A 26,535-nucleotide genomic window follows, 5' to 3' on the forward strand; every position below is an offset into this window, starting at 1 on the left:
CCCGTGGTGTTCACCAACGTCAAGTCCGAGGGCGGCGTCACCCCCGTCGCCGCCTGGGTCCGCGACCGCCTCGCCGACTGGACCACGAGCGCCGCCGCATGACACTCACGGACGAGAGGAACGCCCCGGAAGTCCGGCCGGGCCCGGTGGCCGGCGTCCACGCCACCGCCCGCATCACGGCGGCCGACCGCGGCGGCGTCACCACCCTGCCCGTCCTCGACGGCGACGGGCCCTTCGAGCTGCGGCGCCTGCGCGCCCGGGGCACCGAGGCGCGGGTGTGCGTCATCGGCGCCATGACCGCCCCGCTCGGCGGCGACCGGCTCCGCATCGAGGCCGCCGCGCAGCAGGACACGGCGCTCCACCTCACCTCCGCCGCCGCGACCCTCGCACTGCGCGGCGCCACCTCCGCACCCGCCACCTACGACGTCCACCTGACCGTCGCGGACCGCGCCACACTCCGCTGGCTGCCCAAGCCCCTGATCTGCGCCGCCGGCAGCAATCTGCGCCAGAGCTGGACCGTCGACCTCGCCCCCACCGCCCGGCTCGTCCTGCGCGAGGAGCAGATCCTCGGGCGTACCGGTGAGCCGTCCGGCCACCTGACCACCCGGCTCACCGTCCGGCGCGCGGGACGCACCCTGCTCGCCCAGGAGGCCGAGTACGGTCCCGGCGCACCCGGCTGGGACGGCCCGGCCGTCCTCGCCGGCCACCGCGCGACCGGGCAACTCCTCGTCGTCGATCCGGCCTTCGAGAACGCCCCGCCGCCCGTTCAGCTCTTCGGCGACGCCCCCGGCGACGGCCATGCGGTCCTGGCCCCGCTGGCCGGCCCCGCCGCCCTGGCCACCGCCGTCGCCCCGGACGGCCTGCGCCTGCGCCATCTTCTCGACACCGTGTGGGCCGCCGTGCCCCGTTGAGCCCGGTCCGCGTCCCGCGATTCGCGATGGCGGGCCCCTCGGCCGGCCGGGGTGGCCTTCGCGTACCCAAGTCGGTGTGCGCACCGGCGCGTTGGGGCACGGCGCGCGAAGGCCACACGGCTCGGAAAGGGGACCGGACAACGAACAAGGCCCAGGTCGCTGACCTGGGCCTTCGCTATGGAGCGGGTGACGGGAATCGAACCCGCGCTCTGAGCTTGGGAAGCTCATGTTCTACCATTAAACTACACCCGCGAAATCGCCGGACTCTGCGGCGAGATAACTGCGGACACTGTACCCCATGGTGTAACCGGCGCGTGCCGGGTACTCCGCCGGGTGGCGCGGAAGGGGTGGCCCCCCTCGTGTGAAGCGGCTGTGGGGTGCGGGAGTTGGGGCGTACGGTGGGGTGGTTCCCCGGGTGGTGTGCGGGGTGGATGCACGGTCCTCGGCGGGGGCTTTCGGGTGGCGGAGTGCCGCTGGAGAAGGCGCCCAGTTGATCCCCTAATGTGGCTTTCGTTGTCCACGCAGTTGGGAGAGGACTTGATGGAGCGCACCGTCGTCCGTTGTGCCGAGGGGCACGTGTTCAGCACCGCTTCGTTCCCGATGCAGACCACCGACCGGCTGGGTCCCGGGCGGCTGCTGCGGTGCCCGCGCTGTGCGCGGCTGCGCAACGCCGTGCCGGTGGAGTACGCGAAGCGGTAGCCCGGAGGTCCGCCCGGCAGGTGCCGCGGCGGGCCGGAACCGACGGAAGCAGGAGTGACGGGTGACGGCCCGGTCCCGGTGGGGCCGGGCCGTCCTCGTATCCGGTGCCCGGCCGCGGGCCGTCGCCGTACCGGCAGGCGTCGGGGCCCTTGAGTTGCGCAGGTCACGCCCACCCCGTCACGGGTGGGGTCCGGGCGGGCGGGCGCGTATCCTCGTCCCCGTGCTTCTCTCAGACAAGGACATCCGGGCCGAGATCGACGCCGGCCGGGTGCGCATCGACCCCTACGACGAGTCGATGGTGCAGCCGTCCAGCATTGACGTCCGTCTCGACCGCTACTTCCGGGTGTTCGAGAATCACCGCTACCCGCACATCGACCCCGCCGTGGAGCAGGTCGACCTGACGCGTGAGGTCGTGCCGGAGGGGGACGAGGCGTTCATCCTGCACCCCGGCGAGTTCGTGCTGGCCTCGACGTACGAGGTCATCACGCTGCCGGACGACGTGGCCTCCCGGCTCGAGGGCAAGAGCTCGCTGGGACGGCTGGGGCTGCTGACGCACTCGACGGCCGGGTTCATCGACCCGGGGTTCAGCGGGCACGTGACCCTGGAGCTGAGCAATGTGGCGACGCTGCCGATCAAGCTCTGGCCGGGGATGAAGATCGGGCAGCTGTGCATGTTCCGCCTGACCTCGGCGGCCGAGCACCCCTACGGGTCGGAGCGGTACGGCTCCCGTTACCAGGGCCAGCGGGGGCCGACCCCCTCGCGGTCCTTCAAGAATTTCCACCGTACTCAGGTGTGAAGGCACGCCCGCCGGAGCGCGCGTGCGCCGGCGGGGGTGGCGTACGGCGTGCGGAAGGCGGGGCTTGCGCCCCGGCGCGTGGCGCGCACAGGGCGTAGGACAGAGAAGGTCTGAGAGAGATACGTGAGTGACGTACGGGAAAACCTGACGTACGAGCGGTTCGGCGGGGCGATCCGCGAGCTGGCGCAGACGATCGCCGACGACGGCTTCGAGCCCGACATCGTGCTGTCGATCGCCCGCGGCGGGGTCTTCGTCGCCGGTGGTCTGGCGTACGCGCTGGACTGCAAGAACATCCACTTGGTGAACGTGGAGTTCTACACCGGTGTGGGCACCACGCTGGAGATGCCGGTGATGCTGGCGCCGGTGCCGAACGCCATCGACTTCAGCGACAAGAAGGTGCTGATCGCCGACGATGTCGCCGACACCGGCAAGACGCTCAAGCTGGTGCACGACTTCTGCAAGGACACCGTCGCGGAGGTCCGCAGCGCGGTGATCTACGAGAAGTCGCACTCGCTGGTGAAGTGCGAGTACGTCTGGAAGCGGACCGACGACTGGATCAACTTCCCGTGGTCCGTGTTGCCCGTAGTACGTAAGACGGGGGAGCCGATCACCCCGTCGCGCGAAGCTCTGTAAAGCGCTTCTGGCCTGCACGTTCGAGTGGTTTTCGTGCGGCTAAGCGGCGCCTGGCGAGCTCCGGCCATGTGCGCGACGAAGGCCGCCTCCACTTAATTTCCCATCGTACGTCGATGCGATCTTGAAAACTGTCGTGAGGTAACCCCTCACCGTGGGTTCAAATCCCACAGCCTTCGCAGGTGTACGGCCCCTGACCTGGGGTTTCCCGGTCAGGGGCCGCTTCCTTTTCCCAGCGCCGTTGGTCCGGTGCTGACCGCTCATGGCCGCGTGTGGCCGCGCTGTCTGGCACGGGTGTGGCACGTGCAGAGGGCTCACGCCGCCTGGGGCGGGTGCTGGCGGCCGGTGCTTAGTGGCCGTTCTCCGGGGCGGGTGTCTCTCGGGGAACTGCTCGGCCAGCGTCCCTACTCGCTGCCAGGAAAAGCACGGCGAACAGCAGAAGTGCGATGCCGGTAAGAACGATCACGTTCAACCGTTCACCGAAGACCACGATGCCGATGACCGCCGCGGTGAGCGGTTCGACCAGGGCGACCACAGAGGCCGTTGCCGCTCGTACGGCACCGAGGCCGGTGAAGAACAACGCGTACGCCAGGGCCGTCGGCACCGCCCCCAGGTAGACGAGAAGCCCCAAGGCCCATGCCACACGCTCCATGTCGGGCAGCAGGCCCTCCAGTAGAGCCATCGGCAGGAGACAGACGGTGCCCACCGCGAAGCCGATCGCCGTTTCCTCGAACGTGCCACCGCTGTTCTTGCGGCGGGCAGCGCGCCCCAGCAGGGTCACGCCGGCGTAGCCGACGGCAGAGAGCAGCGCATATCCGATGCCCAGGAAAGGATCCGGGCCGATGCTCCCGTCGGCGCCACCCATCAGCAGCACCAGGCCGGCAATGCCACTGCCCACGGCGGCAGCTCCGGCGAGGCCGGTGTGTTCGCCCAGCATGATCCGGGCTCCGACGGTGACCAGCACAGGTCCCGAGCCGAGGGTAACTACCGTGGCTACGGTCAACCCTGCCTGCTGCACGGAAGCGAAGTAGGCGGTCTGGTACACCGCCAGTCCGATGCCTGTGATCAGGCCCCGCCGCTTGTCCGCAGCGAATGTTGCACGCAGCGAGAGGGCCCTCTCCGGGCGCCGGAGCCGCCGGATCAGGTGAGCTGCCAGAAGCAGCCCGAGGCCGGTCAAGAAGCGCCAGAAGGAAATGGAAACGGGGCCGATGCCGCCGACGTCGTACAGCTCGGCGGCAACGGCACCGCCAGTGCCCCACGCGGTGGCCGCGACCGCGATGTAGAGCACGCCCTGCCGGACCGGCAGGGCAGAAGAGGACTGCAACTGAGGTCTCCTCGATTGATTGCCTTCACGATGTCTCTGTGGGCAACCCACACAGCCACCCCGGCAACCCCGAGGTGGCTGGGCAATGACTGCCCGCCTAAACGGCGGGCGGCGGAGGAGTCAAAAACAGGTGCATCTGTTCACGCTACCCAGCAACGGGGAGGCACCGCAGGCCCTACAGGATGTGATGCAGTCTCAGCTGGTGAGCCGCAGTAGCGATAGGAGCTGAGAGTTCCGGGTGGCTGCGGGTGCGGGACATGGCGGAGCGCGGTGAATGCGGTGTGGTGCTGACGCGGTGGCCAAACGCGATCTCCCCGACGCCGGAGTTGCAGTACCCGGAGCTGGATCACCTCGGGGGCCTCAACGTGCAGTTGTTCTTCACCTGGTCCGTGCAGCCGCCGGTGGTCCGCCGGGACAACCAGGTGCTGGACGCCTGACGGGCGGACGAACCGAACCGGAAGGGGCCGTGGCACCGTGCCGCGGCCCCTTCGGCGTTCCCGCGCACCGGGTTTCGGCCAATACCGCTCCGGGCGTTCCGCCGTTCCGTCCCGCCGAGTAGAAACCGGCGGTAACAGCGGACCGGAGGGGAGACCTCATGGCACGTGTGAGAACCGTGCGGCGGGCGGGACCGGGGCGGCGGAGCAGACGGTGGCCGGTGGCCGCCGTCGCCGCCCTCGCCGTGGTGCTGGGCACCGGGGGCGGGACGGGCGCGGCGGTCGCGGCACCCGCGGCGGCGGAACCGGCGGCGCGACCCGGGGCCGCCGCCACTGCTACGGCGCCCTTGGCGCCCCGGGTGGAGGCGGCCCGCGCGCGGGAGGCCACCCGGCTCTACGGCGACCCGGCGGTGCGGCCGTTCGACGAGCGGAAGACCTCGCTGATCTCGCTGGGCGACAGCGAGATATCCGGCGAGGGCGTCGGCACGTACGAGCCGGGCACCAACGGGCCGGACAACTGGTGCCACCGCTCGCCGGACTCGGCGATCCACCGCACCGGCGTCCCGGCGGACATCACGTACAACGTGGCCTGCTCGGGGGCGTACAGCCAGAACATCGTGATCGGCGGGGACAAGCAGTACCCGGACGAGGAGGTGCAGAGCGACAGTCTGGCCGCGGCGGCGCGGAACACCCGGGTCAAGATGATCGTGATGATGGTCGGCGCCAACGACGACCTGCAGTTCGGGCCGGTGATGACGGACTGTGTGACACGGTGGCTCACGCTCCAGGGCACCTGCGAGCCGAAGTACCAGCCGGGCTGGCAGGCACGGGTCGACGGGCTGGTGCCGAAGGTCGAGCGGACCGTCGGTGACCTGCGGACCGTGATGCGCGGGGCCGGGTACGCGGACGGCGACTACCGCCTCGTGCTCATGTCGTACCCGAGCCCGATCGGGCCGGACATGACCGACAACCCGAACTTCCCCGGCAAGCTCCCGGGCGGCTGCACCGGCTACACCTCCGACTCGGCGTGGGGGCGGAACACCGCGGTCCCGGCGTTCGAGCGGGGGGTGCGGAAGGCGGCGAACGCCTCGGGCGCGGAGTACCTCGACACCTCGCGGCTCTTCCACGGCCACGAGGTCTGCACGGAGGACACCTGGGCGCGCGGGCTCTACGTGGACGTCGCCAACCCGTTCCCGCCGGACGCCAACTCGGTGCGGCAGTCCTTCCACCCGAACACGAGGGGGCACGCCGCCTTCGCCTCCTGCCTGACGCAGTTCTACGACAGCGGGCTGCGCGAGGCGTCCTGCGCCGACCCGGCGAGCACCGGGAAGCCGCGGCTCTACCCGGGCGCCTGGGACGACGCGTTCCGCCCGCTGCGCAACGCCGCCACCGGGACCTGCGCGGATCTCACCGGCGGCGCCTCCGCCAACGGCACCGCGGTCGGCGGCTGGGACTGTCTCGGACAGCGCAACCAGGGCTGGTGGTACGACTCCGGCGAGCGGTCGCTGCACACCGAGCTGACCCATGACCGCTGCCTCGATGTGCCCGGCGGCCGCTACGAGGCGGGCGCCGCGCTGGTGGTGTGGAACTGCTCCGGGGCGGAGAACCAGCGCTTCACCGAGAGCGGCGGCACCTACCGCCCGGCGGCGGCCGCCTCGCTCTGCCTGACGCTGCGGGCGGCGAAGGACCCGCTGCGGCTGGAGAGCTGCGACGGCTCGGCGGCGCAGAAGTTCACCCGCGGCTGAGCACACCGGTCACGGCGAAGGGCCCCGCCTCCGGAGGAAGTCCGGTGGCGGGGCCCTTCGGTCCGTACCGGCCCCGGCGCCTGTTTCACGTGAAACGGGCCCGGGCCGCCGTACGGTCAGAGTGTGCCGAGCTTGACCAGCGTGAGCAGGGCGACCAGCTGGATCGCGGAGGCGCCCAGGGCCTTGGGCCACGGCAGGTCGTGGGACTTGCTGACCATCTGCGTCAGCAGGAAGCCGGAGGCCAGCCAGGTCAGCCAGCCCAGGACGGTCACCAGCGGGCTGTCGCCGCCGAGGAACATCGCGAACAGCAGCCGGGGCGCGTCGGTGATGGCCGTGATCAGCATCGACAGGCCGATGGTGGGCGCCCAGGCGCCGTCGCCGCCGAGCTGGCGGGCGAGGGTGTGGGTGACCGCGCCGAGGATCAGACCGCCGATGACGAACATCACGGCGGTGATCAGCACCCACGGGATGCTCTGCCCCAGCGTGGCGTTGAGGACGTCCTCGCGCGCCTTGTCGAAGCCGAAGACCGCGAGCAGCCCGTAGAGGAACGAGACGATCAGTGCGGGCGCCCAGACCTGGTGGTCGCGCATCTGCCAGAACGTCGCGACCGGCCGCATCACGATGCCGGGCAGCAGCTGCTTCCAGTGCAGCCGGGGGCCGGACGGTGCGGTGTTCTGCCCGGCCTGGTAGACGCCGGCGTCGCCGTACTGCCCGACGTCACCGTAGGGCTGCTGCCCGTACGCGTCCGCCTCGCCGAGGCTGAACTGCTGGGTGTGTCCGGGGGCGTCGGCTTGGGAGTACGGGGTGTACGGCTGCTGGTAGCCGCCGTCGCCGAAGTACTCGGGCTCGCCGGAGCGGTCCGGCTGTGTGGCACCCGGCCCGCCGTACTGCCCGGGCTGCGGCTGCTGCCACTGGGCGTGCGGGGGCGGGGGCTGCTGCCCGTAGGGGCCCTGCCCGTACGGCGCCTGCTGCCCCTGCTGCTGCCTGTCCTGCGCGGCGCGGGGATCTTGTCCGCGACCCATCCTGAATCCAGCCACGCCCTCGAACGTACCTGCTCCGCGGCGTCCCCGTGGTGGCCCGGGGACGGCGGAGGACCTTTGCTGCCGAGCTGTGACATCCCCTAGGGGGAACCGGACACGCCTACCTGCGCAAACCGGCCATGACCCCTAGGGGATGCCCCGAGGGGAGAGGTCCCGGCGGGAGGCCCGCGTCAGCGGGCCGGGCCCCGGTGGAGGGTCAGCTCGGGCAGGCCCTCCATGTTGTCGGAGCCGCTGGCGACGGCGGTGAAGCCGTGGCGCGCGTAGAAGGCGCGGGCGCCGGTGTTGGCCTCGAAGACATGCAGGGTGAGGCCGTCCGGGCGGTGGGCCAGCGCCGTTTCGAGGAGCCGGGTGCCCAGGCCGCGGCGCAGCTCGTCCGGGTGGAGGTAGAGGTCTTCGAGCTCGTCGTCGCGGACGGCGGCGTAGCCGATGATCTCCGTGCCGCGTTCGGCCACCCAGGTGGTGCAGCCGGGCAGCAGATGGTCGCGGACCCAGGTGATGACGCCGTCGAGGTCGTGTCGCTGCGGCGGGAGGTAGGGCATGGTGGCCCGCCGGGACTCGCGGTGGACGTGGGCGATGGCGGGAGCGTCCGCCGCGGTGGCGCGGCGGATGCGGACGTCGTCGTCCGGGGTGGCGGCGCCGGGGCGCGCGTCGGGTGCCGGGGCAGAGGTCATGGCCGCCATCGTGCCGGACGACGGGGCGGACGTCGCGTGGTTTTTCCGGGGGCGGAAGACGCCTGGGCCGGGGCCCGGACGCGGCGCTCCCGGGCCCCGGCCCCGGCCCGGCCCCGGCTTCCGGCCTCGCCCCCAACGCCGACGGCCGGTCCGCATCGAGGTGAGGTCGATGCGGACCGGCCGTTGCCGTGGGACGCGGCCCTCAGGGGGCCACAGGTGACGGGATCATTTCGCCGGTTCCGGCTCCGGCGCGTCCTCCGCCGGGGCGTCGTCGGCGGGGTCGATCGGCGTCTTGACGGAGTCCAGCAGCAGCTGGGCCACGTCCACGACCTGGATCGACTCCTTCGCCTTGCCGTCGTTCTTCTTGCCGTTGACCGAGTCGGTCAGCATGACGAGGCAGAACGGGCAGGCGGTCGAGACGATGTCGGGGTTGAGGGACAGCGCCTCGTCGACCCGCTCGTTGTTGATCCGCTTGCCGATGCGCTCCTCCATCCACATGCGGGCGCCGCCGGCGCCGCAGCAGAAGCCGCGCTCCTTGTGGCGGTGCATCTCCTCGTTCCGCAGACCCGGCACCTTGGCGATGATCTCGCGCGGCGGTGTGTAGACCTTGTTGTGCCGGCCGAGGTAGCAGGGGTCGTGGTACGTGATCAGGCCCTCGACGGGCGTGACCGGCACCAGCTTGCCCTCGTCCACGAGGTGCTGGAGCAGCTGCGTGTGGTGGATGACCTCGTACTCGCCGCCGAGCTGCGGGTACTCGTTGGCGATCGTGTTGAAGCAGTGCGGGCAGGTCGCGACGATCTTCTTCGAGGACTTCGGCTTCCTGGTCGACTCGTCCTCGTCATCCTCACCGAAGGCGGCGTTCAGCGTGGCGACGTTCTCCGCGCCGAGCTGCTGGAAGAGGAACTCGTTGCCCAGGCGGCGCGGGGAGTCACCGGTGCACTTCTCGTCGCCGCCCATGATCGCGAAGTTCACGCCCGCGATGTGCAGCAGCTCGGCGAAGGCCTTGGTGGTCTTCTTCGCGCGGTCCTCCAGGGCGCCGGCGCAGCCGACCCAGTAGAGGTAGTCGACCTCGGTGAGGTCCTCGACGTCCTTGCCGACGACCGGGACCTCGAAGCCTGCGTCCGCTGCCAGCTCCTTTGTCCAAGCCAGCCGCTGCTTCTTGGCCAGCCCCCAGGGGTTGCCCTTCTTCTCCAGGTTCTTCAGCATCGTGCCCGCCTCGCTGGGGAAGCTGGACTCGATCATGACCTGGTAGCGGCGCATGTCGACGATGTGGTCGATGTGCTCGATGTCGACCGGGCACTGCTCGACGCAGGCGCCGCAGGTGGTGCAGGACCACAGGACGTCCGGGTCGATCACGCCGCCCTCTTCGAGGGTGCCGATCAGCGGGCGCTCGGCCTCGGCCAGCGCCGCCGCCGGGACGTCCGCCAGCTGCTCGGCGGTCGCCTTCTCCTCGCCCTCGGCGTCCTTGCCGCCCCCCGCGAGCAGGTACGGCGCCTTGGCGTGCGCATGGTCGCGCAGCGCCATGATCAGCAGCTTCGGGGAGAGCGGCTTACCGGTGTTCCACGCGGGGCACTGCGACTGGCAGCGGCCGCACTCGGTGCAGGTGGAGAAGTCGAGAATGCCCTTCCAGGAGAAGTGCTCGATCTGCGAGACGCCGAACTGGTCGTCCTCGCCCGGGTCCTCGAAGTCGATCTCCTTGCCCTCGGACGTCATCGGCTGGAGCGCGCCGAGCGCGACGTCGCCGTCCGCCTCGCGCTTGAACCAGATGTTGGGGAAGGCGAGGAAGCGGTGCCAGGCGACGCCCATGTCGGTCTTGAGCGCGACGGTGATCATCCAGATGAAGGAGGTCGCGATCTTCAGCCCGGCGAAGAAGTAGGTGAGGTTCTGGAGCGTGGCGACGTCCATCCCCTCCAGCCAGTTGACGACCGGGTACGAGAGGAAGAACGACGCCTCGTAGCCGTCGACGTGGTGCTGGGCGCCCTCCAGCGCGTGCAGCATGAAGATGCAGACGCCGACGATGAGGATGACGGCCTCGACGAAGTACGCCTGGCCGAAGTTGGAGCCGGCGAAGCGGGACTTGCGGCCCGGCTTGCCCGGCTTGCTCAGCTGGCGGATCGCGATCAGCACGAGGATGCCGAGCACCGTCATCGTGCCGATGAACTCGACGAAGATGTTGTACGGGGCCCAGTCGCCGATGACCGGCAGGATCCAGTCCGCCTTGAAGAGCTGGCCGATGGCGTTGACGATCGTCAGCAGCAGCGAGAAGAAGCCCACCGCCACGAACCAGTGCGCGACGCCGACGACGCCCCAGCGGTTCATGCGGGTGTGGCCGAGGAACTCCTTGACCACGGTGACGGTGCGCTGCTTCGGGTCGTCGGTCCGGGAACCGGCGGGGACGTTCTGGCCGAGCCGTACGAAGCGGTAGATCTGTGCGATGGCACGGCCGAACAGCGCGACGCCGACCGCGATTAGGACCAGCGACACGATGATCGCGGCGAGTTGCATGGATGGCTCCTCGGGCCTGCGAGAGCGGGGACTACTGCGACTACTAAGCAGTAACTTTTCGGGTCTGCGCTGAGGTTACCCAGTATCCGGGGCCCCATGAAGCCGCCCGGCCGGTGATCTGCGTCGCGCGGGCGCCCCCGCGCGAGGGCGGCGAGCGCCTGCCGGGTGGCGGCCGCGCCTCCGGGTTGCCCCCTTGATCGCGCCGCTGAGGATAAGGCCGGTATAAAACTTGAGCGGTCACGACTCAACTCTGTTGACAGGTTTTCCGGGCTCATGCATGCTTGAGTCCGTTCCACTCAAGTCAGCTGGAGGAATCGACATGGCACGTGCGGTCGGCATCGACCTGGGCACGACGAACTCCGTCGTCAGTGTTCTCGAAGGCGGTGAGCCCACCGTCATCACCAACGCCGAGGGCGCCAGGACCACGCCGTCCGTCGTCGCCTTCGCCAAGAACGGCGAGGTGCTGGTCGGCGAGGTCGCGAAGCGCCAGGCGGTCACCAACGTCGACAGGACCATCCGGTCGGTCAAGCGCCACATGGGCACCGACTGGAAGGTCGACATCGACGGCAAGGGCTTCAACTCGCAGCAGATGAGCGCCTTCATCCTGCAGAAGCTCAAGCGTGACGCCGAGGCGTACCTGGGCGAGAAGGTCGTGGACGCGGTCATCACCGTCCCGGCCTACTTCAACGACTCCGAGCGCCAGGCCACCAAGGAGGCCGGTGAGATCGCGGGTCTGAACGTCCTGCGCATCGTCAACGAGCCCACCGCGGCCGCGCTCGCCTACGGCCTGGAGAAGGACGACCAGACCATTCTGGTCTTCGACCTCGGTGGCGGCACCTTCGACGTCTCGCTGCTGGAGATCGGCGACGGCGTCGTCGAGGTGAAGGCCACCAACGGTGACAACCACCTCGGTGGTGACGACTGGGACCAGCGCGTCGTCGACCACCTGGTCAAGCAGTTCCAGAACGGCCACGGCGTCGACCTGTCCAAGGACAAGATGGCGCTCCAGCGGCTGCGCGAGGCCGCCGAGAAGGCGAAGATCGAGCTGTCGTCCTCCACCGAGACGACGATCAACCTTCCCTACATCACCGCCTCCGCCGAGGGCCCGCTGCACCTGGACGAGAAGCTCACGCGCTCGCAGTTCCAGCAGCTGACCGCGGACCTCCTCGACCGCTGCAAGACCCCGTTCCACAACGTCATCAAGGACGCCGGCATCTCGCTGTCCGAGATCGACCACGTGGTCCTGGTCGGCGGTTCGACCCGTATGCCGGCCGTCGCCGAGCTCGTCAAGGAGCTGACCGGCGGCAAGGAGGCCAACAAGGGCGTCAACCCGGACGAGGTCGTCGCCATGGGCGCGACCCTCCAGGCCGGTGTCCTCAAGGGCGAGGTCAAGGATGTCCTGCTCCTCGACGTCACCCCGCTGTCCCTCGGTATCGAGACCAAGGGCGGCATCATGACCAAGCTCATCGAGCGGAACACCACGATTCCGACGAAGCGCTCCGAGATCTTCACGACGGCCGAGGACAACCAGCCGTCCGTGCAGATCCAGGTCTACCAGGGCGAGCGCGAGATCGCGGCGTACAACAAGAAGCTCGGGATGTTCGAGCTGACGGGTCTGCCGCCGGCCCCGCGTGGCGTCCCGCAGATCGAGGTCTCCTTCGACATCGACGCCAACGGCATCATGCACGTGACCGCCAAGGACCTGGGCACGGGCAAGGAGCAGAAGATGACCGTCACCGGCGGCTCCTCGCTGCCGAAGGACGAGGTCGACCGCATGCGCCAGGAGGCGGAGCAGTACGCGGACGAGGACGCGAAGCGCCGCGAGGCCGCCGAGTCCCGCAACCAGGGCGAGCAGCTCGTCTACCAGACGGAGAAGTTCCTCAAGGACAACGAGGACAAGGTTCCCGCCGAGGTGAAGACCGAGGTCGAGACCGCCGTCGGTGAGCTGAAGGAGAAGCTCAAGGGCGAGGACTCCGCCGAGATCCGCACCGCCACCGAGAAGGTAGCCGCCGTCTCGCAGAAGCTGGGCCAGGCCATGTACGCCGACGCCCAGGCCGCGGGCGCCGACGCCGGTGCCGCGGGCGCCGGTGCGGGCCAGGCCAAGGCCGAGGACGACGTCGTGGACGCCGAGATCGTCGATGACGAGAAGCCCAAGAAGGATGGTGCGGCGTGACGGAGGAGACCCCGGGCTTCGACGAGAAGCCCGACGTCTCCGCCGAGTCCGCAGCTGACGACGCGGCACGAGCCGAGTCCGCCGACAAGGCGGGCTCGGCCCCGGCCGGGGACGACAAGCAGAGCGCACAGGACGTCGCGCTCACCGCGCAGCTGGACCAGGCCCGCTCCGCGCTCACCGAGCGCACCGCGGACCTCCAGCGGCTCCAGGCCGAGTACCAGAACTACCGGCGCCGGGTGGAGCGGGACCGCGTCGCGGTCAAGGAGATCGCCGCGGCGAACCTCCTGTCCGAGCTGCTCCCGGTCCTGGACGACGTGGGCCGCGCCCGCGATCACGGCGAGCTGGTCGGCGGCTTCAAGTCGGTGGCCGAATCGCTGGAGACCGTGGTCGCCAAGCTGGGCCTGCAGCAGTTCGGCAAGGAGGGCGAGCCCTTCGACCCGACGATCCACGAAGCCCTGATGCACTCGTACGCGCCGGACGTCACGGAGACCACGTGCGTGGCCATCCTGCAGCCCGGGTATCGCATCGGTGAGCGAACGATCCGCCCCGCGCGGGTCGCCGTCGCCGAGCCGCAGCCGGGCGCCCAGGGCGGTAAGTCCGCATCCGAGGACGGTGCCAAGGCTTCGGACGAGGAAAACGGTGGCCCGGACGAGGGCTGACGTGCGGACGGCAGAGAAGAAGACGCGGAAGGAGGGACGTCGGGGATGAGCACGAAGGACTTCGTCGAGAAGGACTACTACAAGGTCCTCGGCGTCCCGAAGGACGCCACCGACGCCGAGATCAAGAAGGCGTACCGCAAGCTCGCCCGGGAGAACCACCCGGACGCCAACACCGGTGACGCCGGCGCCGAGGCGCGCTTCAAGGAGATCTCCGAGGCGAACGACATCCTCGGCGACCCCAAGCGCCGCAAGGAGTACGACGAGGCGCGGGCGCTCTTCGGCAACGGTGGCTTCCGTCCCGGTCCCGGCGGGGGCGGCGGCAACTTCAACTTCGACCTCGGCGACCTCTTCGGGGGCACGCCGGGTCACCAGGGGAGTGGCGGCGGCTTCGGCGGGGGCCTCGGGGACGTCTTCGGCGGCCTGTTCAACCGCGGCGGCGGGGCGGGCACCCGTACCCAGCCGCGGCGGGGGCAGGACATCGAGTCCGAGGTGACGCTGAGCTTCACCGAGGCGGTGGACGGGGCCACGGTCCCGCTGCGGATGTCCAGCAAGGAGCCGTGCAAGGCGTGCTCGGGCACCGGCGACAAGAACGGCACCCCGCGGGTCTGCCCGACCTGTGTGGGCACCGGCCAGGTCAGCCGGGGCGCGGGCGGCGGCTTCTCGCTCACCGATCCGTGCGCCGACTGCAAGGGCCGCGGCCTGATCGCGGAGAACCCCTGCGACGTCTGCAAGGGCAGCGGCCGGGCCACCAGCGCCCGGACGATGCAGGTCCGCATCCCGGCGGGCGTCTCCGACGGGCAGCGCATCCGGCTGCGCGGCAAGGGCACGCCCGGCGAGCACGGCGGTCCGGCGGGCGATCTCTACGTCGTGGTGCACGTCCAGCCGCACCCGGTCTTCGGCCGCAAGGGCGACAACCTCACCGTCACGGTGCCGGTCACCTTCCCGGAGGCGGCGCTCGGCGGCGAGGTGCGGGTGCCGACGCTGGGCGGTCCGCCCGTCACGCTCAAGATCGCGCCGGGCACGCCCAACGGCCGCACCATGCGGGCGCGGGGCAAGGGCTCGGTGCGCAAGGACGGCACCCGGGGTGACCTGCTGGTCACCGTCGAGGTGATCGTTCCCAAGGACCTCGGCGACAAGGCGAAGGAGTCGCTGGAGTCCTATCGCGAGGCGACCGCGGATCAGGATCCGCGGGCGGAGCTGTTCCAGGCCGCGAAGGGAGCATGAGATGGACAGCCGGGGTCACCGTCGGAATCCGTACGAACTGACCGAAGATTCGCCGGTATACGTCATCTCCGTCGCGGCTCAGCTCTCCGGCCTGCATCCGCAGACCCTCCGTCAGTACGACCGGCTCGGCCTGGTCTCGCCCGACCGTACGGCCGGGCGGGGCCGCCGGTACTCCGCCCGGGACATCGAACTGCTCCGCACGGTGCAGCAGCTGTCCCAGGACGAGGGCATCAACCTCGCCGGCATCAAGCGCATCATCGAGCTGGAGAACCAGGTCACCGCCCTCCAGCAGCGCGTCGCCGAACTCCAGGGCGCCCTGGAGGGCGCGGCCAGCGCCATGCAGCAGCGGGAGGCCGCGGTGCACGCGTCCTACCGCCGCGATCTGGTGCCGTATCAGGACGTGCAGCAGACCAGCGCACTGGTGGTGTGGCGCCCCAAGCGGGGCGAGTGACCGCCGGAGCGCGGTGGTGAGCAGCGGAGAGGGCCGGGGTGACCCGGCCCTTTCGCATGTCCGGGCGCCCGGGGCCGGCCGGGGCCCGTTCAGCGTCCGCTGTACCCCGCCGTCGGCATCGACAGGCGGCGGTGGACGCCCGAGGTCAAGGCGCGGTCGTAGACCGGTTCGTCGAGGTCGGCGGTGGCCAGGCGGACCCCGGCGGCGGCGCAGCGGGCGGCGAAGGCGTCGGCGTCGTCCACGGCGTGTTCCAGCGCACGGCGGTGCGGGGCCACGAAGACGTCGACCAGACCGCGGTCCACATCGCGCCAGAGTGTGGGGTGCCCGGCGGGCAGCCGGTGCAGACTCAGCCGGCAGGTGAGGTCGTAGCCGCGGGCCGCCGCCCACCGAGCGCACATCGCGTGCTGACCGCGGTCGTCGACGAGGAAAGGCTCGTCGACCAGTTCCGACAGCGGCATCAGACAGGCGAGGGCGGTGGCGCGGACCGGGTTCATCGTGCCCTCCGGGCGGGGTCGGTGTGCGGGCGACGATACCGGCGTACGGCGTCCGCGGTAACGGCGCGTACACCCGCCGCGCAAGCCGTGTGGTGCCCGCTCAGGCCCGGCCGAGCGCCCGGTCCACGCTGATCTCGATCGCCACCCGCTCCGGGTTGGGCGTCGGCGTCCGGCCGTACCGCTCGGCGTACCGCCGCTCGGCCTCCGCGACCGCCGCCGCGTCCGTCCGCACCCGGGCGATCCCCTCCAGCGTCGCCCACCGCCGCCCCGCGACCTGGCAGACCGCGACCCGCGCCCCGTCCGGCCCCGCGGCCCGCACATTGCGCGCCTTGGTGGAGCCGCCGCGGGTGATGACCCGCGCGATCCGCTGCTCCGCGTCGTACGTCACGCCGACCGGCACCACGTGCGGGGAGCCGTCGCGCCGCGGCGTGGTCAGCGTCGACATGAGGTGCTCACCCCAGAAGGCGAGGTAGGCGGGGCTGAGGGCGGCGAGATCGTGAGCCATGGGGGAAGCGTACGGAACGGGTGACGGGGCGCCCGTTCCGCGTACGGCGCGGGGCCGGGCCCCGTGCGCCCGCCTCAGAGGAAGTCGCCGGTCTCCAGGGTGAAGGCGAAGGGGGCGGGGAGCGGCAGCGGTTTGCCGAAGGGGAGGGAGTGGGATTCGCGGTAGTCGTCGTCCCGGGGGTCGCTGAACAGCGTGACCGTGGAGGTCTCGCGGTCGACGAGGAGGTAGAGGGGGAGGGCGGCGCGGGCGTAGCAGTGGCGTTTGGCGATGCGGTCCTGAGCTGCCTTGCTGCTGGTCACTTCGATGACGAGGGCGATGCCGTCGGGCGCCATCCAGGGCTCGGCGCCCCGGAAACGGCGCAGGCGGCGCGGCGCGACCGTGGCGTCCGGGATGACGTGATTCTTGGTGGACCGCCCTCCGCTCGGAAGGACCAGGCCCTTGTTCCCCGACACGTCCATCTCGGTCGCCGAGGACCGGAAGAGCTGCCGGGCCAGCGTGCTCAGGTAGTCCTCGTGATCCCCGTCGGTCGGCGGTGACACAACAATCTCCCCTTCGATGAACTCGGCGCGGAACCCATGGGGGGTGTCCATGCCGAGGAAGAAGTCCAGGAGGGTCTGCTGGTCGGTCGCCGTCGGCTCGTATGCCATAGCCGTCATGCTGCACCTCCATTGCGTTCGAGGCCAGTGTCGCCACCCCGTGGTCGATGTCTCTGGCATATGCCAGAGCGTTCACCCGTAGGTGTGGCACGGCGCGTCGCGGGGAACCCGGATGCCGCCGCGGCGCGGCAGGCTCTGCGTCAGCGGGTGCCCTTTCCGCAATCTTGAGTCAACCCCGCTCAACTTCACTCTTGAGTGTCGTAGACTCAACTTACTGAACGCCGACCCGAGCATGCAGGGCAGAAGCGTCGTACGCGCTCTGTACGCCCGTCGTTGGGCGGACCGGCAGTACAGGACGAGAACGCCGAGCACGAGGAGGACCCCGCGACCGTGGACGCCGAGCTGACCAACAAGAGCCGGGAGGCGCTGAGCGCCGCCAACGAGCGGGCGATCACCGCCGGGCACGCGGACCTGACGTCCGCCCATCTGCTGCTCGCACTGCTGGCCGCACCGGCCGAGAGCAACGCCAACATCACCGATCTGCTGGCCGCCGCCGGCGCGGACGCCGCGGTGCTGCGCGGCGGCGCCGAGCGGCGGCTCGCCGCGCTGCCCAGCGTGCAGGGCTCGACGGTCGCGCCGCCGCAGCCCGACCGTGAGCTGCTGGCCGTCCTCGCGGACGCCGCCCACCGCGCCAAGGAGCTGGGCGACGCCTATGTCTCCACCGAGCATCTGCTCATCGGCATCGCGGCCAAGGGCGGTGCCACCGGTGCGCTCCTCGACGAGCAGGGCGCGTCCGCCAAGAGGCTGCTGGCCGCGTTCGAGGAGTCGCGGGGTGAGCGCCGGGTCACCAACGCGGACCCGGAGGGCACGTACAAGGCGCTGGAGAAGTTCGGTACGGACTTCACCGCGGCGGCGCGTGAGGGCAAGCTCGACCCGGTCATCGGCCGGGACCACGAGATCCGCCGGGTGGTGCAGGTCCTCTCCCGCCGGACGAAGAACAACCCGGTGCTGATCGGCGAGCCCGGCGTCGGCAAGACCGCCGTGGTCGAGGGGCTGGCGCAGCGCATCGTCAAGGGCGATGTGCCCGAGTCGCTGCGGAACAAGCGGCTGGTCGCGCTCGACCTCGGCGCGATGGTCGCGGGCGCGAAGTACCGCGGTGAGTTCGAGGAGCGGCTGAAGACCGTCCTCGCGGAGATCAAGTCCAGCGACGGCCAGATCATCACCTTCATCGACGAGCTGCACACCGTCGTCGGCGCGGGCGCCGGCGGCGACTCCTCGATGGACGCCGGCAACATGCTCAAGCCGATGCTGGCCCGCGGTGAGCTGCGGATGGTCGGCGCGACCACGCTCGACGAGTACCGCGAGCGGATCGAGAAGGACCCGGCGCTGGAGCGCCGTTTCCAGCAGGTGCTGGTCGCCGAGCCGACCGTCGAGGACACCGTCGCGATCCTGCGCGGGCTCAAGGGGCGCTACGAGGCGCACCACAAGGTCGCCATCGCCGACTCCGCGCTGGTCGCCGCCGCCACCCTCTCCGACCGCTACATCACCTCCCGCTTCCTGCCCGACAAGGCCATCGACCTCGTCGACGAGGCCGCGTCCCGGCTGCGGATGGAGATCGACTCCTCGCCCGTCGAGATCGACGAGCTCCAGCGCTCCGTGGACCGGCTGAAGATGGAGGAGCTGGCGCTCAAGAACGAGACCGACGCCGGTTCCGTCGCCCGGCTGGAGAAGCTCCGCCGCGACCTCGCCGACAAGGAGGAGGAGCTGCGAGGGCTGACCGCCCGCTGGGAGAAGGAGAAGCAGGGCCTCAACCGCGTCGGTGAGCTGAAGGAACGCCTCGACGACCTGCGCGGACAGGCCGAGCGCGCGCAGCGCGACGGCGACTTCGACACCGCCTCCAAGCTGCTCTACGGCGAGATCCCCAAGCTGGAGCAGGAGCTGGAGGCGGCAGCTGCCGCCGAGGCGGAGCAGGAGGCGTCCGCCGAGTCGATGGTGAAGGAGGAGGTCGGCCCGGACGACATCGCCGACGTCGTCGGCTCCTGGACCGGTATCCCCGCCGGTCGTCTCCTCGAAGGCGAGACGCAGAAGCTGCTGCGCATGGAGGAGGAGCTGGGCAAGCGGCTGATCGGCCAGGGCGAGGCGGTGCGCGCGGTCTCCGACGCGGTGCGCCGCACCCGCGCCGGGATCGCCGACCCGGACCGGCCCACCGGCTCGTTCCTCTTCCTCGGTCCCACCGGCGTCGGCAAGACCGAGCTGGCGAAGGCGCTCGCCGACTTCCTCTTCGACGACGAGCGGGCGATGGTCCGCATCGACATGTCGGAGTACGGCGAGAAGCACTCCGTGGCCCGCCTCGTCGGCGCGCCTCCCGGCTACGTCGGCTACGAGGAGGGCGGCCAGCTGACCGAGGCGGTCCGCCGCCGGCCGTACAGCGTGGTGCTGCTGGACGAGGTGGAGAAGGCCCACCACGAGGTCTTCGACGTGCTGCTCCAGGTCCTCGACGACGGCCGCCTCACCGACGGCCAGGGCCGCACCGTCGATTTCCGGAACACCATCCTCATCCTCACCTCCAACCTCGGCTCGAACTTCCTCATGGACCCGCTGCTGAAGGAGGAGCAGAAGAAGGAGAAGGTGCTGGAGACCGTCCGGGCGTCGTTCCGGCCGGAATTCCTCAACCGCCTCGACGACCTCGTCGTCTTCCACCCGCTCGGCACCGACCAGCTCCAGCGGATCGCGGAGATCCAGATCGACCACCTCCAGAAGCGCCTCGGCGACCGCCGGCTGACCCTCGACGTCAGCGACGCGGCCCTGACCTGGCTCGCCTGGCTCGGTCAGGAGCCGGTGGCGGACGCCCCGGCGCCGGACCTCTCGTACGGCGCCCGGCCGCTGCGCCGCCTGGTGCAGACCGCCATCGGTGATCAGCTGGCGCGCGCGATCCTGGCGGGCGACGTGCTGGACGGCGACACCGTCCGCGTCGACGTGGACGGCGACCACCTGGCCGTGACATCCGCCTCCGCCTGACGCGCCACGCTCCGCCCCGTCCGGGGTTGCCAGGACGGGGCGGGCATGGTGGAGGATGGCGCAGACCATACGAAGGGAATTCCACGGTGAGCATCGACCCCTCCTCGATTCCGAATTTCGGGGGCCAGCCCGAACCGCAGCCGACCGGGCCCGAGGGTCCCGTCGTGCCCGACCAGGATCTGGTCAAGCAGCTCCTCGACCAGATGGAGCTGAAGTACGTCGTCGACGAGGAAGGCGACCTCGCCGCCCCGTGGGAGCAGTTCCGTACGTACTTCATGTTCCGCGGCGAGGAGGAGCAGCAGATCTTCTCCGTCCGCACCTTCTACGACCGCCCGCACGGCCTGGACGACAAGGCCAAGCTGCTGGAGGCCATCGACGACTGGAACCGCCGCACCCTGTGGCCCAAGGCGTACACCCACACCCATGACGACGGCACCGTCCGGCTGATCGGTGAGGCGTCGATGCTGGTCGGCACCGGCGTCGCGCTCGAACACTTCGTGTCGAGCACGGTCAGCTGGGTCCGCGCGTCCATCGAGTTCGACAAGTGGATCGTCGAGCAGCTCGGCCTGGAGTCCGAGATCGACGACTCCGGCGACGACAAGCCGGACGACGAGGGCTGACCCTCCGTCCGACACCCGCCGCGGGCCCCCGGAACGCTTCCGTTCCGGGGGCCCGCGGCCTGTCCGGCAGGCTGTTCCGTAGACAACGATTGCCTGCTTTTCCCGCCGTATGGGAGCGCCTGCCCGTTCCGGTACGACCGTCTCACCATGGCGGGAACCGGATCTCCAACTCGCCGGTAGGGCCCGGATACACTCCCCTGCCATGCGTGAACGGACAGTGGAGACCAGGTGGCGAATACGGGCCCCGCGGCAGGACCGGAACAGATCGGACGGCGCCGGTGACCCGCACAGTCCCGATGTCCGCCGCTGATGGCGGCCCGCTCCCGAGCGACCGGTAACGGCGCCGCCCGCCACAAACAGGCGAGAGATCCCCGGGCCCACTGGCTTCTCCTCGCCCTCACCCTGCCCGTCCTCTTCGGCGCCCTGCTCTTCCAGGGCTGGACCGAGAACGAGGTCGACGGCTCCAAGACCAAACAGGACTGCACCCGGCCGGTACCCGCCGCGGCGGCGGACGCCGGACCCGTCCTCACCGTCAACGGCGACGGTGCCCGCTCCACCTCGATGCCCGCCGGCACCGTCGCCCTCACCTATGACGGCGGCCCCGACCCCTACTGGACCCCGCGGCTGCTCGCCCTGCTGAAGAAGCACCATGCCCACGCCACCTTCTTCCTCGAAGGTGCGGACGCCGCGCAGTACCCCGACCTCGTCCGGCAGATCCGGGCCGAGGGACACGAGATCGGTTCCCACTCCTACACCGGCGCCGACCTCGGCAACGCCTCGGGGGTGCGCCGCGCCCTCGAACTCCGGCTCACCCAGGGCGCGTTCGCCGGGGCCGACGGTTTCCGGACGAAACTGCTGCGGATGCCGATGACCACGACCGTGGCCACGCTGTGCGGCGCCGAATGGCCCGCGGCGCAGCGCGCCTCCGAGCACGGCTACACCCTGGTCGCCGCGGACCGCTCCGGCCGCAAGCCCGCCCACGGCCTGGTCCGGCAGTTCAGCCTGACCTCCCTCGCCTACCGCGAGACCCAGCAGCTGCTGGCCGACCCGGCCGCCCGCCGCTTCACCACCATCTCGGCGGGCACCGGCGCCACCGAGCCCGCCATGACCGAGGTGGGCGCACCGCAGCGCTGGCTGGGCACCGCGCTGATCTGGTTCCAGCAGCTGGGCCGCAGCTCCGTCTCCGCCCTGACCTGGGTGCTGACGATCGCTGCCGCGCTCGGCCTGATCCGGCTGTTCACGCTGGTGCTCTTCGCCCGCGCGCACGTCAGACGGCTGGAGCGGGAGCGGCCCGGCGCGCCCCGGCTGCGGCAGATCACCGACCCGGTGACCGTCCTCGTCCCCGCGTACAACGAGGAGGCGGGCATCGGCACCACCCTGCGCTCGCTCCTCGCCTCCACCCACCAGCGGCTTCAGATCATCGTCATCGACGACGGGTCGACCGACCGCACCGTGGAGATCGCGGAGGGGTACGCGGAGCGCGACCCGCGGGTGCAGGTGCTCTGCCAGCCCAACACCGGCAAGGCCGCCGCCCTCAACCACGGTCTCGCCTACACCCGCTCCCCGTACGTGGTGATGGTCGACGCGGACACCGTCTTCGAGGCGGACGCGATCGAGCGTCTGATCCAGCCGCTCGCCCATCCGGCGGTCGGCGCGGTGAGCGGCAACACCAAGGTCGGCAACCGCACCCGCCTCCTGGGGCGCTGGCAGCACCTGGAGTACGTCTTCGGGTTCAACCTCGACCGCCGGATGTTCGAGGTCCTGGAGTGCATGCCGACGGTGCCCGGCGCGATCGGTGCGTTCCGGCTCGACTCGCTCATGGGCGTCGGCGGTCTCAGCGAGGACACCCTCGCCGAGGACACCGACCTGACCATGGCGCTGTGGCGGGCCGGCTGGCGGGTGGTCTACGAGGAGAACGCCATCGCCTGGACCGAGGTGCCCACCACCCTGCGGCAGCTGTGGCGTCAGCGCTACCGCTGGTGCTACGGCACGCTCCAGGCCATGTGGAAGCACCGCCGCGCCGTCCGGGAGGTCGGCCACGCCGGCCGCTTCGGCCGCCGCGGACTGTCGTATCTCCTCCTCTTCCAGGTACTGCTGCCGCTGCTCGCCCCCGTCATCGACGTCTTCATGCTCTACAGCGTGCTGTTCACGGACAGCCCGGTGAAGTCGGTCGTGACGTGGTTCGGGTTCCTGGCAGTGCAGATCGCCGTGGCGGCGTACGCGCTACGGCTGGACGGGGAATCCCGGCGTCCGCTGTGGGCGCTCCCCTTCCAACTGCTGGTCTACCGGCAGCTGATGTACCTCGTCGTCCTCCAGTCGGTGGTCGCTTTCGTGACCGGCAGCCGGCTGAAGTGGCAGCGCATGCACCGCTCCGGTACGGCCGCCGCGGCGGCCCAGCACATCGGCGGACCCCACGACCGCCGCAGTCTGACCGTTACGAGGTGACGACCCTGTATCCCCCCACACCCCCCACGACCCCACCACCCCCCACCGATCCCCTCATCCCCACGACCCCCACCACCGGATACGTCCCGTGGCCCGCGAACCCCCACGTCGCGGGGCACCAGGAGTACGGACCGGGGTACGACCAGGGGTACGGCCCCACCGCCGACCCGCTGCACCCGGTCCCGGACCGGACCGCCCACGCCCCGCGGCCCGTGGCGCCCCACCGCCCCGAGCCGTACGGCTACGCGTCCGAACCGCTGACGGCGTACGCCCCCGATCCGCTGGGCGCGTACGCCCCCGATCCGCTGACCACGTACGCCCCGGAACACGCGGTGTACGAGGCGTACCCGGCGCCCGACGCACACCTCTCCGACGCCCTCGTGCCGTACGGCCCGGAGCACGGCGGGTACGCGCCCGAGCATCCGGCACCGCACGACGCCGAGGTCACGGAGCTGCCCGAGCCGCATCCGCTCGACCCGGCGGACGCGGACGCCGTGCTGCCGGACGCGCCACCGGTCGCCGGGGCCCCCCGGCGGGTGCGCCGGCCCTCGCGCCGCCGCCGGTCCCGGGTCGGGCGCGCCGTCCGGGCCTGCTGTGTGCTGCTCGTCCTGACGCTGGGCGGCGGCGCCGGGGCCTACGCCTGGGCGGACTCCCGGCTGGACAGCACGGTCGACCTGTCCGCGCTCCCGGGCCGGCCCGCCCCCGGCAAGGGCACCAACTATCTGATCGTCGGCTCCGACAGCCGCGCCGGGCTCTCCGCGAAACAGGCGGAGGACCTGCACACCGGGTCCGGTATCGACGCCGAGGGCCGCCGCACCGACTCGATGATGGTGCTGCACACCGGCGCCCACGGCACCACGATCACCAGCCTCCCGCGCGACTCCTGGGTGGTGATCCCCGGCTACGTCGACCCGCGCACCGGCATCCACCACCGGCCGGCCCGCAACAAGCTCAACGCGGCGTTCTCCCTGGGCGGACCGGAACTCCTCGTCCGCACCATCGAGTCCAACACCGGCCTCCGCGTCGACCACTACACCGAGATCGGCTTCGCCGGTTTCGTCGGCATCGTGGACGCGGTCGGCGGGGTGCGCATGTGCGTGAACCGGCATGTCACGGACGAGAAGTCCGGCCTCGACCTGACCCGCGGCTGCCACACCCTCTCCGGCCGCCAGGCCCTGGCCTTCGTACGCCAGCGCCACCAGGAGAAACAGGGCGACCTCGGGCGCTCCCGCAACCAGCGGAAGTTCCTGGCCGCCCTCGCCGCGAAGGCGGCCTCCCGGGACGTCCTGCTCAACCCGTCCGCCCTCGTCGGCACCGCCGGCGCGGGCCTGAAGACCCTGATCGTCGACTCGGCCACCGGGCTGCCCCGGCTGACCCGCCTCTTCGAGGCGCTGCAGGACGCGTCCTCGGGCCGCGGCAAGCAGCTCAACGTGCCCGTCTCCGGCTTCGGCGTGGGCACCTCGAAGGGCAGCGTCGTCGTCTGGGACAAGGCGAAGTCGCGCCGCCTCTTCGCCGAACTCCGCGCGGACCGGCCGGTCACCGTCACCGGCTGACCCGCACCCCTGACGGGGTCCGCCCCGCGCGGACCCCGTCAGGCGGCCGACTTCTTGAGCCGGTCCACCGCCTCCTGGAGCACCTCCGTCTTCTTGCAGAACGCGAAGCGGACGAAGGGCGCGCCCTGTTCCTGGTGGTCGTAGAAGACCGCGTTCGGGATGGCGACGACCCCGGCGCGCTCCGGCAGCGCCCGGCAGAAGGCGTGGCCGTCGGTGTGGCCCAGCGGGCGGATGTCGGTGGTGACGAAGTAGGTGCCCTGCGGCCGGTAGACCTCGAACCCGGCGGCGCGCAGCCCGTCGGAGAGCAGATCGCGCTTGGCGCGCAGATCCTCCAGGAGCCCGGTGAAGTAGCTGTCCGGCAGCGCCAGCGCCTCGGCGAGCGCGTACTGGAACGGACCGCCCGAGGTGAAGGTGAGGAACTGCTTCGCCGAGCGGACCGCGGCCAGCAGCTCCGGCGCGGCGGTCACCCAGCCGACCTTCCAGCCGGTGAACGAGAACGTCTTGCCCGCCGAGCCGATCGTCACCGTCCGCTCCCGCATCCCGGGGAACGTCGCGAGCGGCAGATGCGCGCCCTCGAAGACCAGATGCTCGTAGACCTCGTCGGTGACGACCAGCAGATCGCGCTCGCAGGCGAGCCGGGCGATCTCGGTCAGCTCCGCACGGCTGAGCACGGTGCCGGTGGGGTTGTGCGGGGAGTTGAGGAGGATGATCCGGGTGCGGTCCGTGATCGCGTCGCGCAGTTCGTCCAGATCGAGGGCGTACGTCCCGGACTCCGGCTGCGGCCGCAGCGTCACCGGGACGCGCCGGCTGCCGGCCATCGCGATGCAGGCGGCGTACGAGTCGTAGTACGGCTCCAGCGCGACGACCTCGTCGCCGGGCTCCAGCAGGGCGAGCAGCGAGGCGGCGATCGCCTCGGTGGCGCCGGTGGTGATCAGGACCTCGGTGTCGGGGTCGCAGGTCAGGCCGAGGTGGCCGTAGAAGCGCTCCTGGTGGGCGGCGACGGCGGCGCGCAGTTCGGGGATGCCGGGGCCGGGCGGGTACTGGTTGCCGTGGCCGTCCCGCAGGGCGCGCACCGCCGCCTCGCGGACCTCCTCGGGGCCGTCGGTGTCGGGAAAGCCCTGGCCGAGGTTGATGGCGCCGGTCCGTACGGCGAGCGCGGACATCTCGGCGAAGATCGTCGTGCCGAATTCGGCCAGGCGGCGGTTGAGCAGCGGTCGGTCCATGCGCGCCATCCTCCGCCGAACCTCTGGACTTCCTCAACTGCGCTTTGAGTCAGTGGCGGTCGGGCATCAGCCCGGCACGGAGGACCACCGGCGCGCCCCGCGGCCGCCGGAAGCCTCGCTCGGGGGAGCGGAAGGAGTGTGAGGCAGATGGGTGTGGCGCTGTTCCTGCTGATCGTGGTGGCGGTGCTCGGCATCGTGTCCGCCGCGTCCCGCGGTTCCGGCGGCGGGAAGCGGGCGGGCGGCTCCAGCTGGTGGGTCGCGGGTGACTCCGGATCCGGTACGGGGCATCACGGGGGCGGCGGTCACCATGGCGGCGGGCACCACGGCTGCGGCGGTGGCTCGTCCTGCGGGGGTGGCGGCGGCTCGTCCTGCGGCGGCTGAGCCGGGCGCCACGGCCGGGGCGCGGGGCGGCCCGGCGGCGCACCGGCGCGCGCCGGGGTGTGCACCGCGGGGCGCCGTACGGCCGCCGGCCACCGGCCGCGGCACCGTCCGTCCCGCCGGGCCGCCGGGCCTGGCACGGCCCACCCGCCCGTGTACGCACCGTGGCCACCGCCTTCGCCGCCACCGCCGTACGGCGGGTGGGCCGCCGCGCGTACCGGCCTCTCCCGCGACGGACGAAGAGCCCTTGTGTGCTTGGCGGTTGAACAAATGATCTGATGGGCCCTCTGAGGGATGGAAACCCCGTGAACATGGGTAATTCCGCTGTGGGCGCCTGCCATTCGTGATTCCCTCTTCAGTGAGAATCCCCCAGTTCTCGGATCCCGCGTGGGCGCGAGCCGGCACAGATTTCCCCGATGTTTCTCCGGGGCGGACCGGCCC

23 protein-coding genes and 1 tRNA gene are annotated in these 26,535 nt (G+C 71.0%); 15 read left to right on the plus strand and 9 right to left on the minus strand.

What is annotated here, in order from left to right:
• Nucleotides 1-98: 98 nt before the first annotated feature.
• Nucleotides 99-911: an urease accessory protein UreD gene (locus ACF1BH_RS27730; protein WP_391646785.1), complete on the plus strand. Its 813-nt coding sequence runs from the start codon at nucleotides 99-101 to the stop codon at nucleotides 909-911.
• Between the two features lie 178 nt (nucleotides 912-1,089).
• On the opposite strand, the gene ACF1BH_RS27735 is transcribed toward ACF1BH_RS27730, so the two are convergent.
• Nucleotides 1,090-1,163, minus strand: a tRNA-Gly gene (locus tag ACF1BH_RS27735).
• A gap of 288 nt (nucleotides 1,164-1,451) precedes the next feature.
• Between ACF1BH_RS27735 and ACF1BH_RS27740 the strand changes: the two genes are divergently transcribed.
• The 3 genes from ACF1BH_RS27740 (at nucleotide 1,452) to ACF1BH_RS27750 (ending at nucleotide 3,039) form a co-directional block, all read left to right on the plus strand.
• Nucleotides 1,452-1,610 (plus strand): hypothetical protein, encoded by a 159-nt coding sequence (locus ACF1BH_RS27740; RefSeq protein ID WP_391646787.1) that lies wholly within the window; start codon nucleotides 1,452-1,454, stop codon nucleotides 1,608-1,610.
• Between the two features lie 220 nt (nucleotides 1,611-1,830).
• Nucleotides 1,831-2,406, plus strand: a complete 576-nt coding sequence (dcd, locus tag ACF1BH_RS27745; RefSeq protein ID WP_391646789.1) for a dCTP deaminase — start codon at nucleotides 1,831-1,833, stop codon at nucleotides 2,404-2,406.
• A 123-nt stretch (nucleotides 2,407-2,529) separates the two neighbouring features.
• Nucleotides 2,530-3,039 (plus strand): phosphoribosyltransferase, encoded by a 510-nt coding sequence (locus ACF1BH_RS27750; RefSeq protein ID WP_391646791.1) that lies wholly within the window; start codon nucleotides 2,530-2,532, stop codon nucleotides 3,037-3,039.
• Between the two features lie 346 nt (nucleotides 3,040-3,385).
• Here ACF1BH_RS27750 and ACF1BH_RS27755 read toward each other — a convergent pair whose 3' ends face one another.
• Nucleotides 3,386-4,360, minus strand: coding sequence for a DMT family transporter (locus ACF1BH_RS27755; RefSeq protein WP_391646793.1), 975 nt, complete (start codon nucleotides 4,358-4,360; stop codon nucleotides 3,386-3,388).
• A gap of 257 nt (nucleotides 4,361-4,617) precedes the next feature.
• Between ACF1BH_RS27755 and ACF1BH_RS27760 the strand changes: the two genes are divergently transcribed.
• A complete protein-coding gene (locus ACF1BH_RS27760) occupies nucleotides 4,618-4,797 on the plus strand; it encodes a hypothetical protein (protein WP_391646795.1) in 180 nt (59 codons plus the stop codon).
• A gap of 158 nt (nucleotides 4,798-4,955) precedes the next feature.
• Entirely contained in the window at nucleotides 4,956-6,539 is a 1,584-nt protein-coding gene (locus ACF1BH_RS27765; RefSeq protein WP_391646797.1) for a ricin-type beta-trefoil lectin domain protein, read from the plus strand.
• Between the two features lie 116 nt (nucleotides 6,540-6,655).
• Here ACF1BH_RS27765 and ACF1BH_RS27770 read toward each other — a convergent pair whose 3' ends face one another.
• The 3 genes from ACF1BH_RS27770 to ACF1BH_RS27780 all read right to left on the minus strand — a co-directional run bounded on the left by ACF1BH_RS27770 (nucleotide 6,656) and on the right by ACF1BH_RS27780 (nucleotide 10,755).
• Nucleotides 6,656-7,561 (minus strand): Yip1 family protein, encoded by a 906-nt coding sequence (locus ACF1BH_RS27770; RefSeq protein WP_391646942.1) that lies wholly within the window; start codon nucleotides 7,559-7,561, stop codon nucleotides 6,656-6,658.
• A 188-nt stretch (nucleotides 7,562-7,749) separates the two neighbouring features.
• Entirely contained in the window at nucleotides 7,750-8,250 is a 501-nt protein-coding gene (locus ACF1BH_RS27775) for a GNAT family N-acetyltransferase (protein WP_391646799.1), read from the minus strand.
• A gap of 225 nt (nucleotides 8,251-8,475) precedes the next feature.
• Nucleotides 8,476-10,755: a heterodisulfide reductase-related iron-sulfur binding cluster gene (locus ACF1BH_RS27780; RefSeq protein WP_391646801.1), complete on the minus strand. Its 2,280-nt coding sequence runs from the start codon at nucleotides 10,753-10,755 to the stop codon at nucleotides 8,476-8,478.
• A gap of 319 nt (nucleotides 10,756-11,074) precedes the next feature.
• Between ACF1BH_RS27780 and dnaK the strand changes: the two genes are divergently transcribed.
• Genes dnaK through ACF1BH_RS27800 form a run of 4 tightly spaced genes read left to right on the plus strand, consistent with a single transcriptional unit; the run spans nucleotide 11,075 to nucleotide 15,262 of the window.
• Nucleotides 11,075-12,928, plus strand: a complete 1,854-nt coding sequence (gene dnaK, locus ACF1BH_RS27785) for a molecular chaperone DnaK (RefSeq protein WP_391646803.1) — start codon at nucleotides 11,075-11,077, stop codon at nucleotides 12,926-12,928.
• Complete coding sequence (gene grpE, locus ACF1BH_RS27790; RefSeq protein WP_030284404.1) at nucleotides 12,925-13,587, plus strand: nucleotide exchange factor GrpE; 663 nt, start codon at nucleotides 12,925-12,927, stop codon at nucleotides 13,585-13,587. Before dnaK ends, grpE begins: the two co-directional genes overlap by 4 nt.
• 45 nt (nucleotides 13,588-13,632) lie before the next feature.
• Complete coding sequence (dnaJ, locus tag ACF1BH_RS27795; protein WP_391646807.1) at nucleotides 13,633-14,811, plus strand: molecular chaperone DnaJ; 1,179 nt, start codon at nucleotides 13,633-13,635, stop codon at nucleotides 14,809-14,811.
• A gap of 1 nt (nucleotide 14,812) precedes the next feature.
• Nucleotides 14,813-15,262 carry a heat shock protein transcriptional repressor HspR gene (locus ACF1BH_RS27800; protein ID WP_030284401.1) on the plus strand — a complete coding sequence of 150 codons (450 nt, stop codon included), beginning with the start codon at nucleotides 14,813-14,815 and terminating at the stop codon, nucleotides 15,260-15,262.
• An 89-nt stretch (nucleotides 15,263-15,351) separates the two neighbouring features.
• Here the strand turns inward: ACF1BH_RS27800 and ACF1BH_RS27805 are convergent, their stop codons facing one another.
• The 3 genes from ACF1BH_RS27805 to ACF1BH_RS27815 all read right to left on the minus strand — a co-directional run bounded on the left by ACF1BH_RS27805 (nucleotide 15,352) and on the right by ACF1BH_RS27815 (nucleotide 16,908).
• Nucleotides 15,352-15,756 (minus strand): hypothetical protein, encoded by a 405-nt coding sequence (locus ACF1BH_RS27805; RefSeq protein WP_391646810.1) that lies wholly within the window; start codon nucleotides 15,754-15,756, stop codon nucleotides 15,352-15,354.
• A gap of 100 nt (nucleotides 15,757-15,856) precedes the next feature.
• Nucleotides 15,857-16,261, minus strand: a complete 405-nt coding sequence (locus ACF1BH_RS27810) for a TIGR03618 family F420-dependent PPOX class oxidoreductase (RefSeq protein WP_391646812.1) — start codon at nucleotides 16,259-16,261, stop codon at nucleotides 15,857-15,859.
• A 74-nt stretch (nucleotides 16,262-16,335) separates the two neighbouring features.
• On the minus strand, nucleotides 16,336-16,908 hold the full coding sequence (locus ACF1BH_RS27815) for a Uma2 family endonuclease (protein WP_391646944.1): 573 nt from the start codon (nucleotides 16,906-16,908) through the stop codon (nucleotides 16,336-16,338).
• Between the two features lie 339 nt (nucleotides 16,909-17,247).
• Between ACF1BH_RS27815 and clpB the strand changes: the two genes are divergently transcribed.
• From clpB to ACF1BH_RS27835, 4 genes are all read left to right on the plus strand, one after another.
• A complete protein-coding gene (gene clpB / locus ACF1BH_RS27820; RefSeq protein WP_391646946.1) occupies nucleotides 17,248-19,875 on the plus strand; it encodes an ATP-dependent chaperone ClpB in 2,628 nt (875 codons plus the stop codon).
• 86 nt (nucleotides 19,876-19,961) lie between these two features.
• A complete protein-coding gene (locus ACF1BH_RS27825) occupies nucleotides 19,962-20,495 on the plus strand; it encodes a YbjN domain-containing protein (RefSeq protein WP_391646814.1) in 534 nt (177 codons plus the stop codon).
• Between the two features lie 309 nt (nucleotides 20,496-20,804).
• Nucleotides 20,805-22,940, plus strand: a complete 2,136-nt coding sequence (locus tag ACF1BH_RS27830; protein ID WP_391646816.1) for a bifunctional polysaccharide deacetylase/glycosyltransferase family 2 protein — start codon at nucleotides 20,805-20,807, stop codon at nucleotides 22,938-22,940.
• Nucleotides 22,937-24,493, plus strand: a complete 1,557-nt coding sequence (locus ACF1BH_RS27835) for an LCP family protein (RefSeq protein ID WP_391646819.1) — start codon at nucleotides 22,937-22,939, stop codon at nucleotides 24,491-24,493. The genes ACF1BH_RS27830 and ACF1BH_RS27835 overlap by 4 nt, the downstream gene beginning before the upstream one ends.
• A 38-nt stretch (nucleotides 24,494-24,531) precedes the next feature.
• Here the strand turns inward: ACF1BH_RS27835 and ACF1BH_RS27840 are convergent, their stop codons facing one another.
• On the minus strand, nucleotides 24,532-25,716 hold the full coding sequence (locus ACF1BH_RS27840; protein ID WP_391646821.1) for a pyridoxal phosphate-dependent aminotransferase: 1,185 nt from the start codon (nucleotides 25,714-25,716) through the stop codon (nucleotides 24,532-24,534).
• 147 nt (nucleotides 25,717-25,863) lie between these two features.
• Here ACF1BH_RS27840 and ACF1BH_RS27845 point away from each other — a divergent pair, with 147 nt between their 5' ends.
• Nucleotides 25,864-26,097 carry a hypothetical protein gene (locus ACF1BH_RS27845; protein ID WP_391646823.1) on the plus strand — a complete coding sequence of 78 codons (234 nt, stop codon included), beginning with the start codon at nucleotides 25,864-25,866 and terminating at the stop codon, nucleotides 26,095-26,097.
• Nucleotides 26,098-26,535: the final 438 nt, after the last annotated feature.

Source organism: Streptomyces sp. NPDC014733 (assembly GCF_043083385.1).
In the GTDB taxonomy this organism is placed as follows: Bacteria; Actinomycetota; Actinomycetes; order Streptomycetales; family Streptomycetaceae; genus Streptomyces.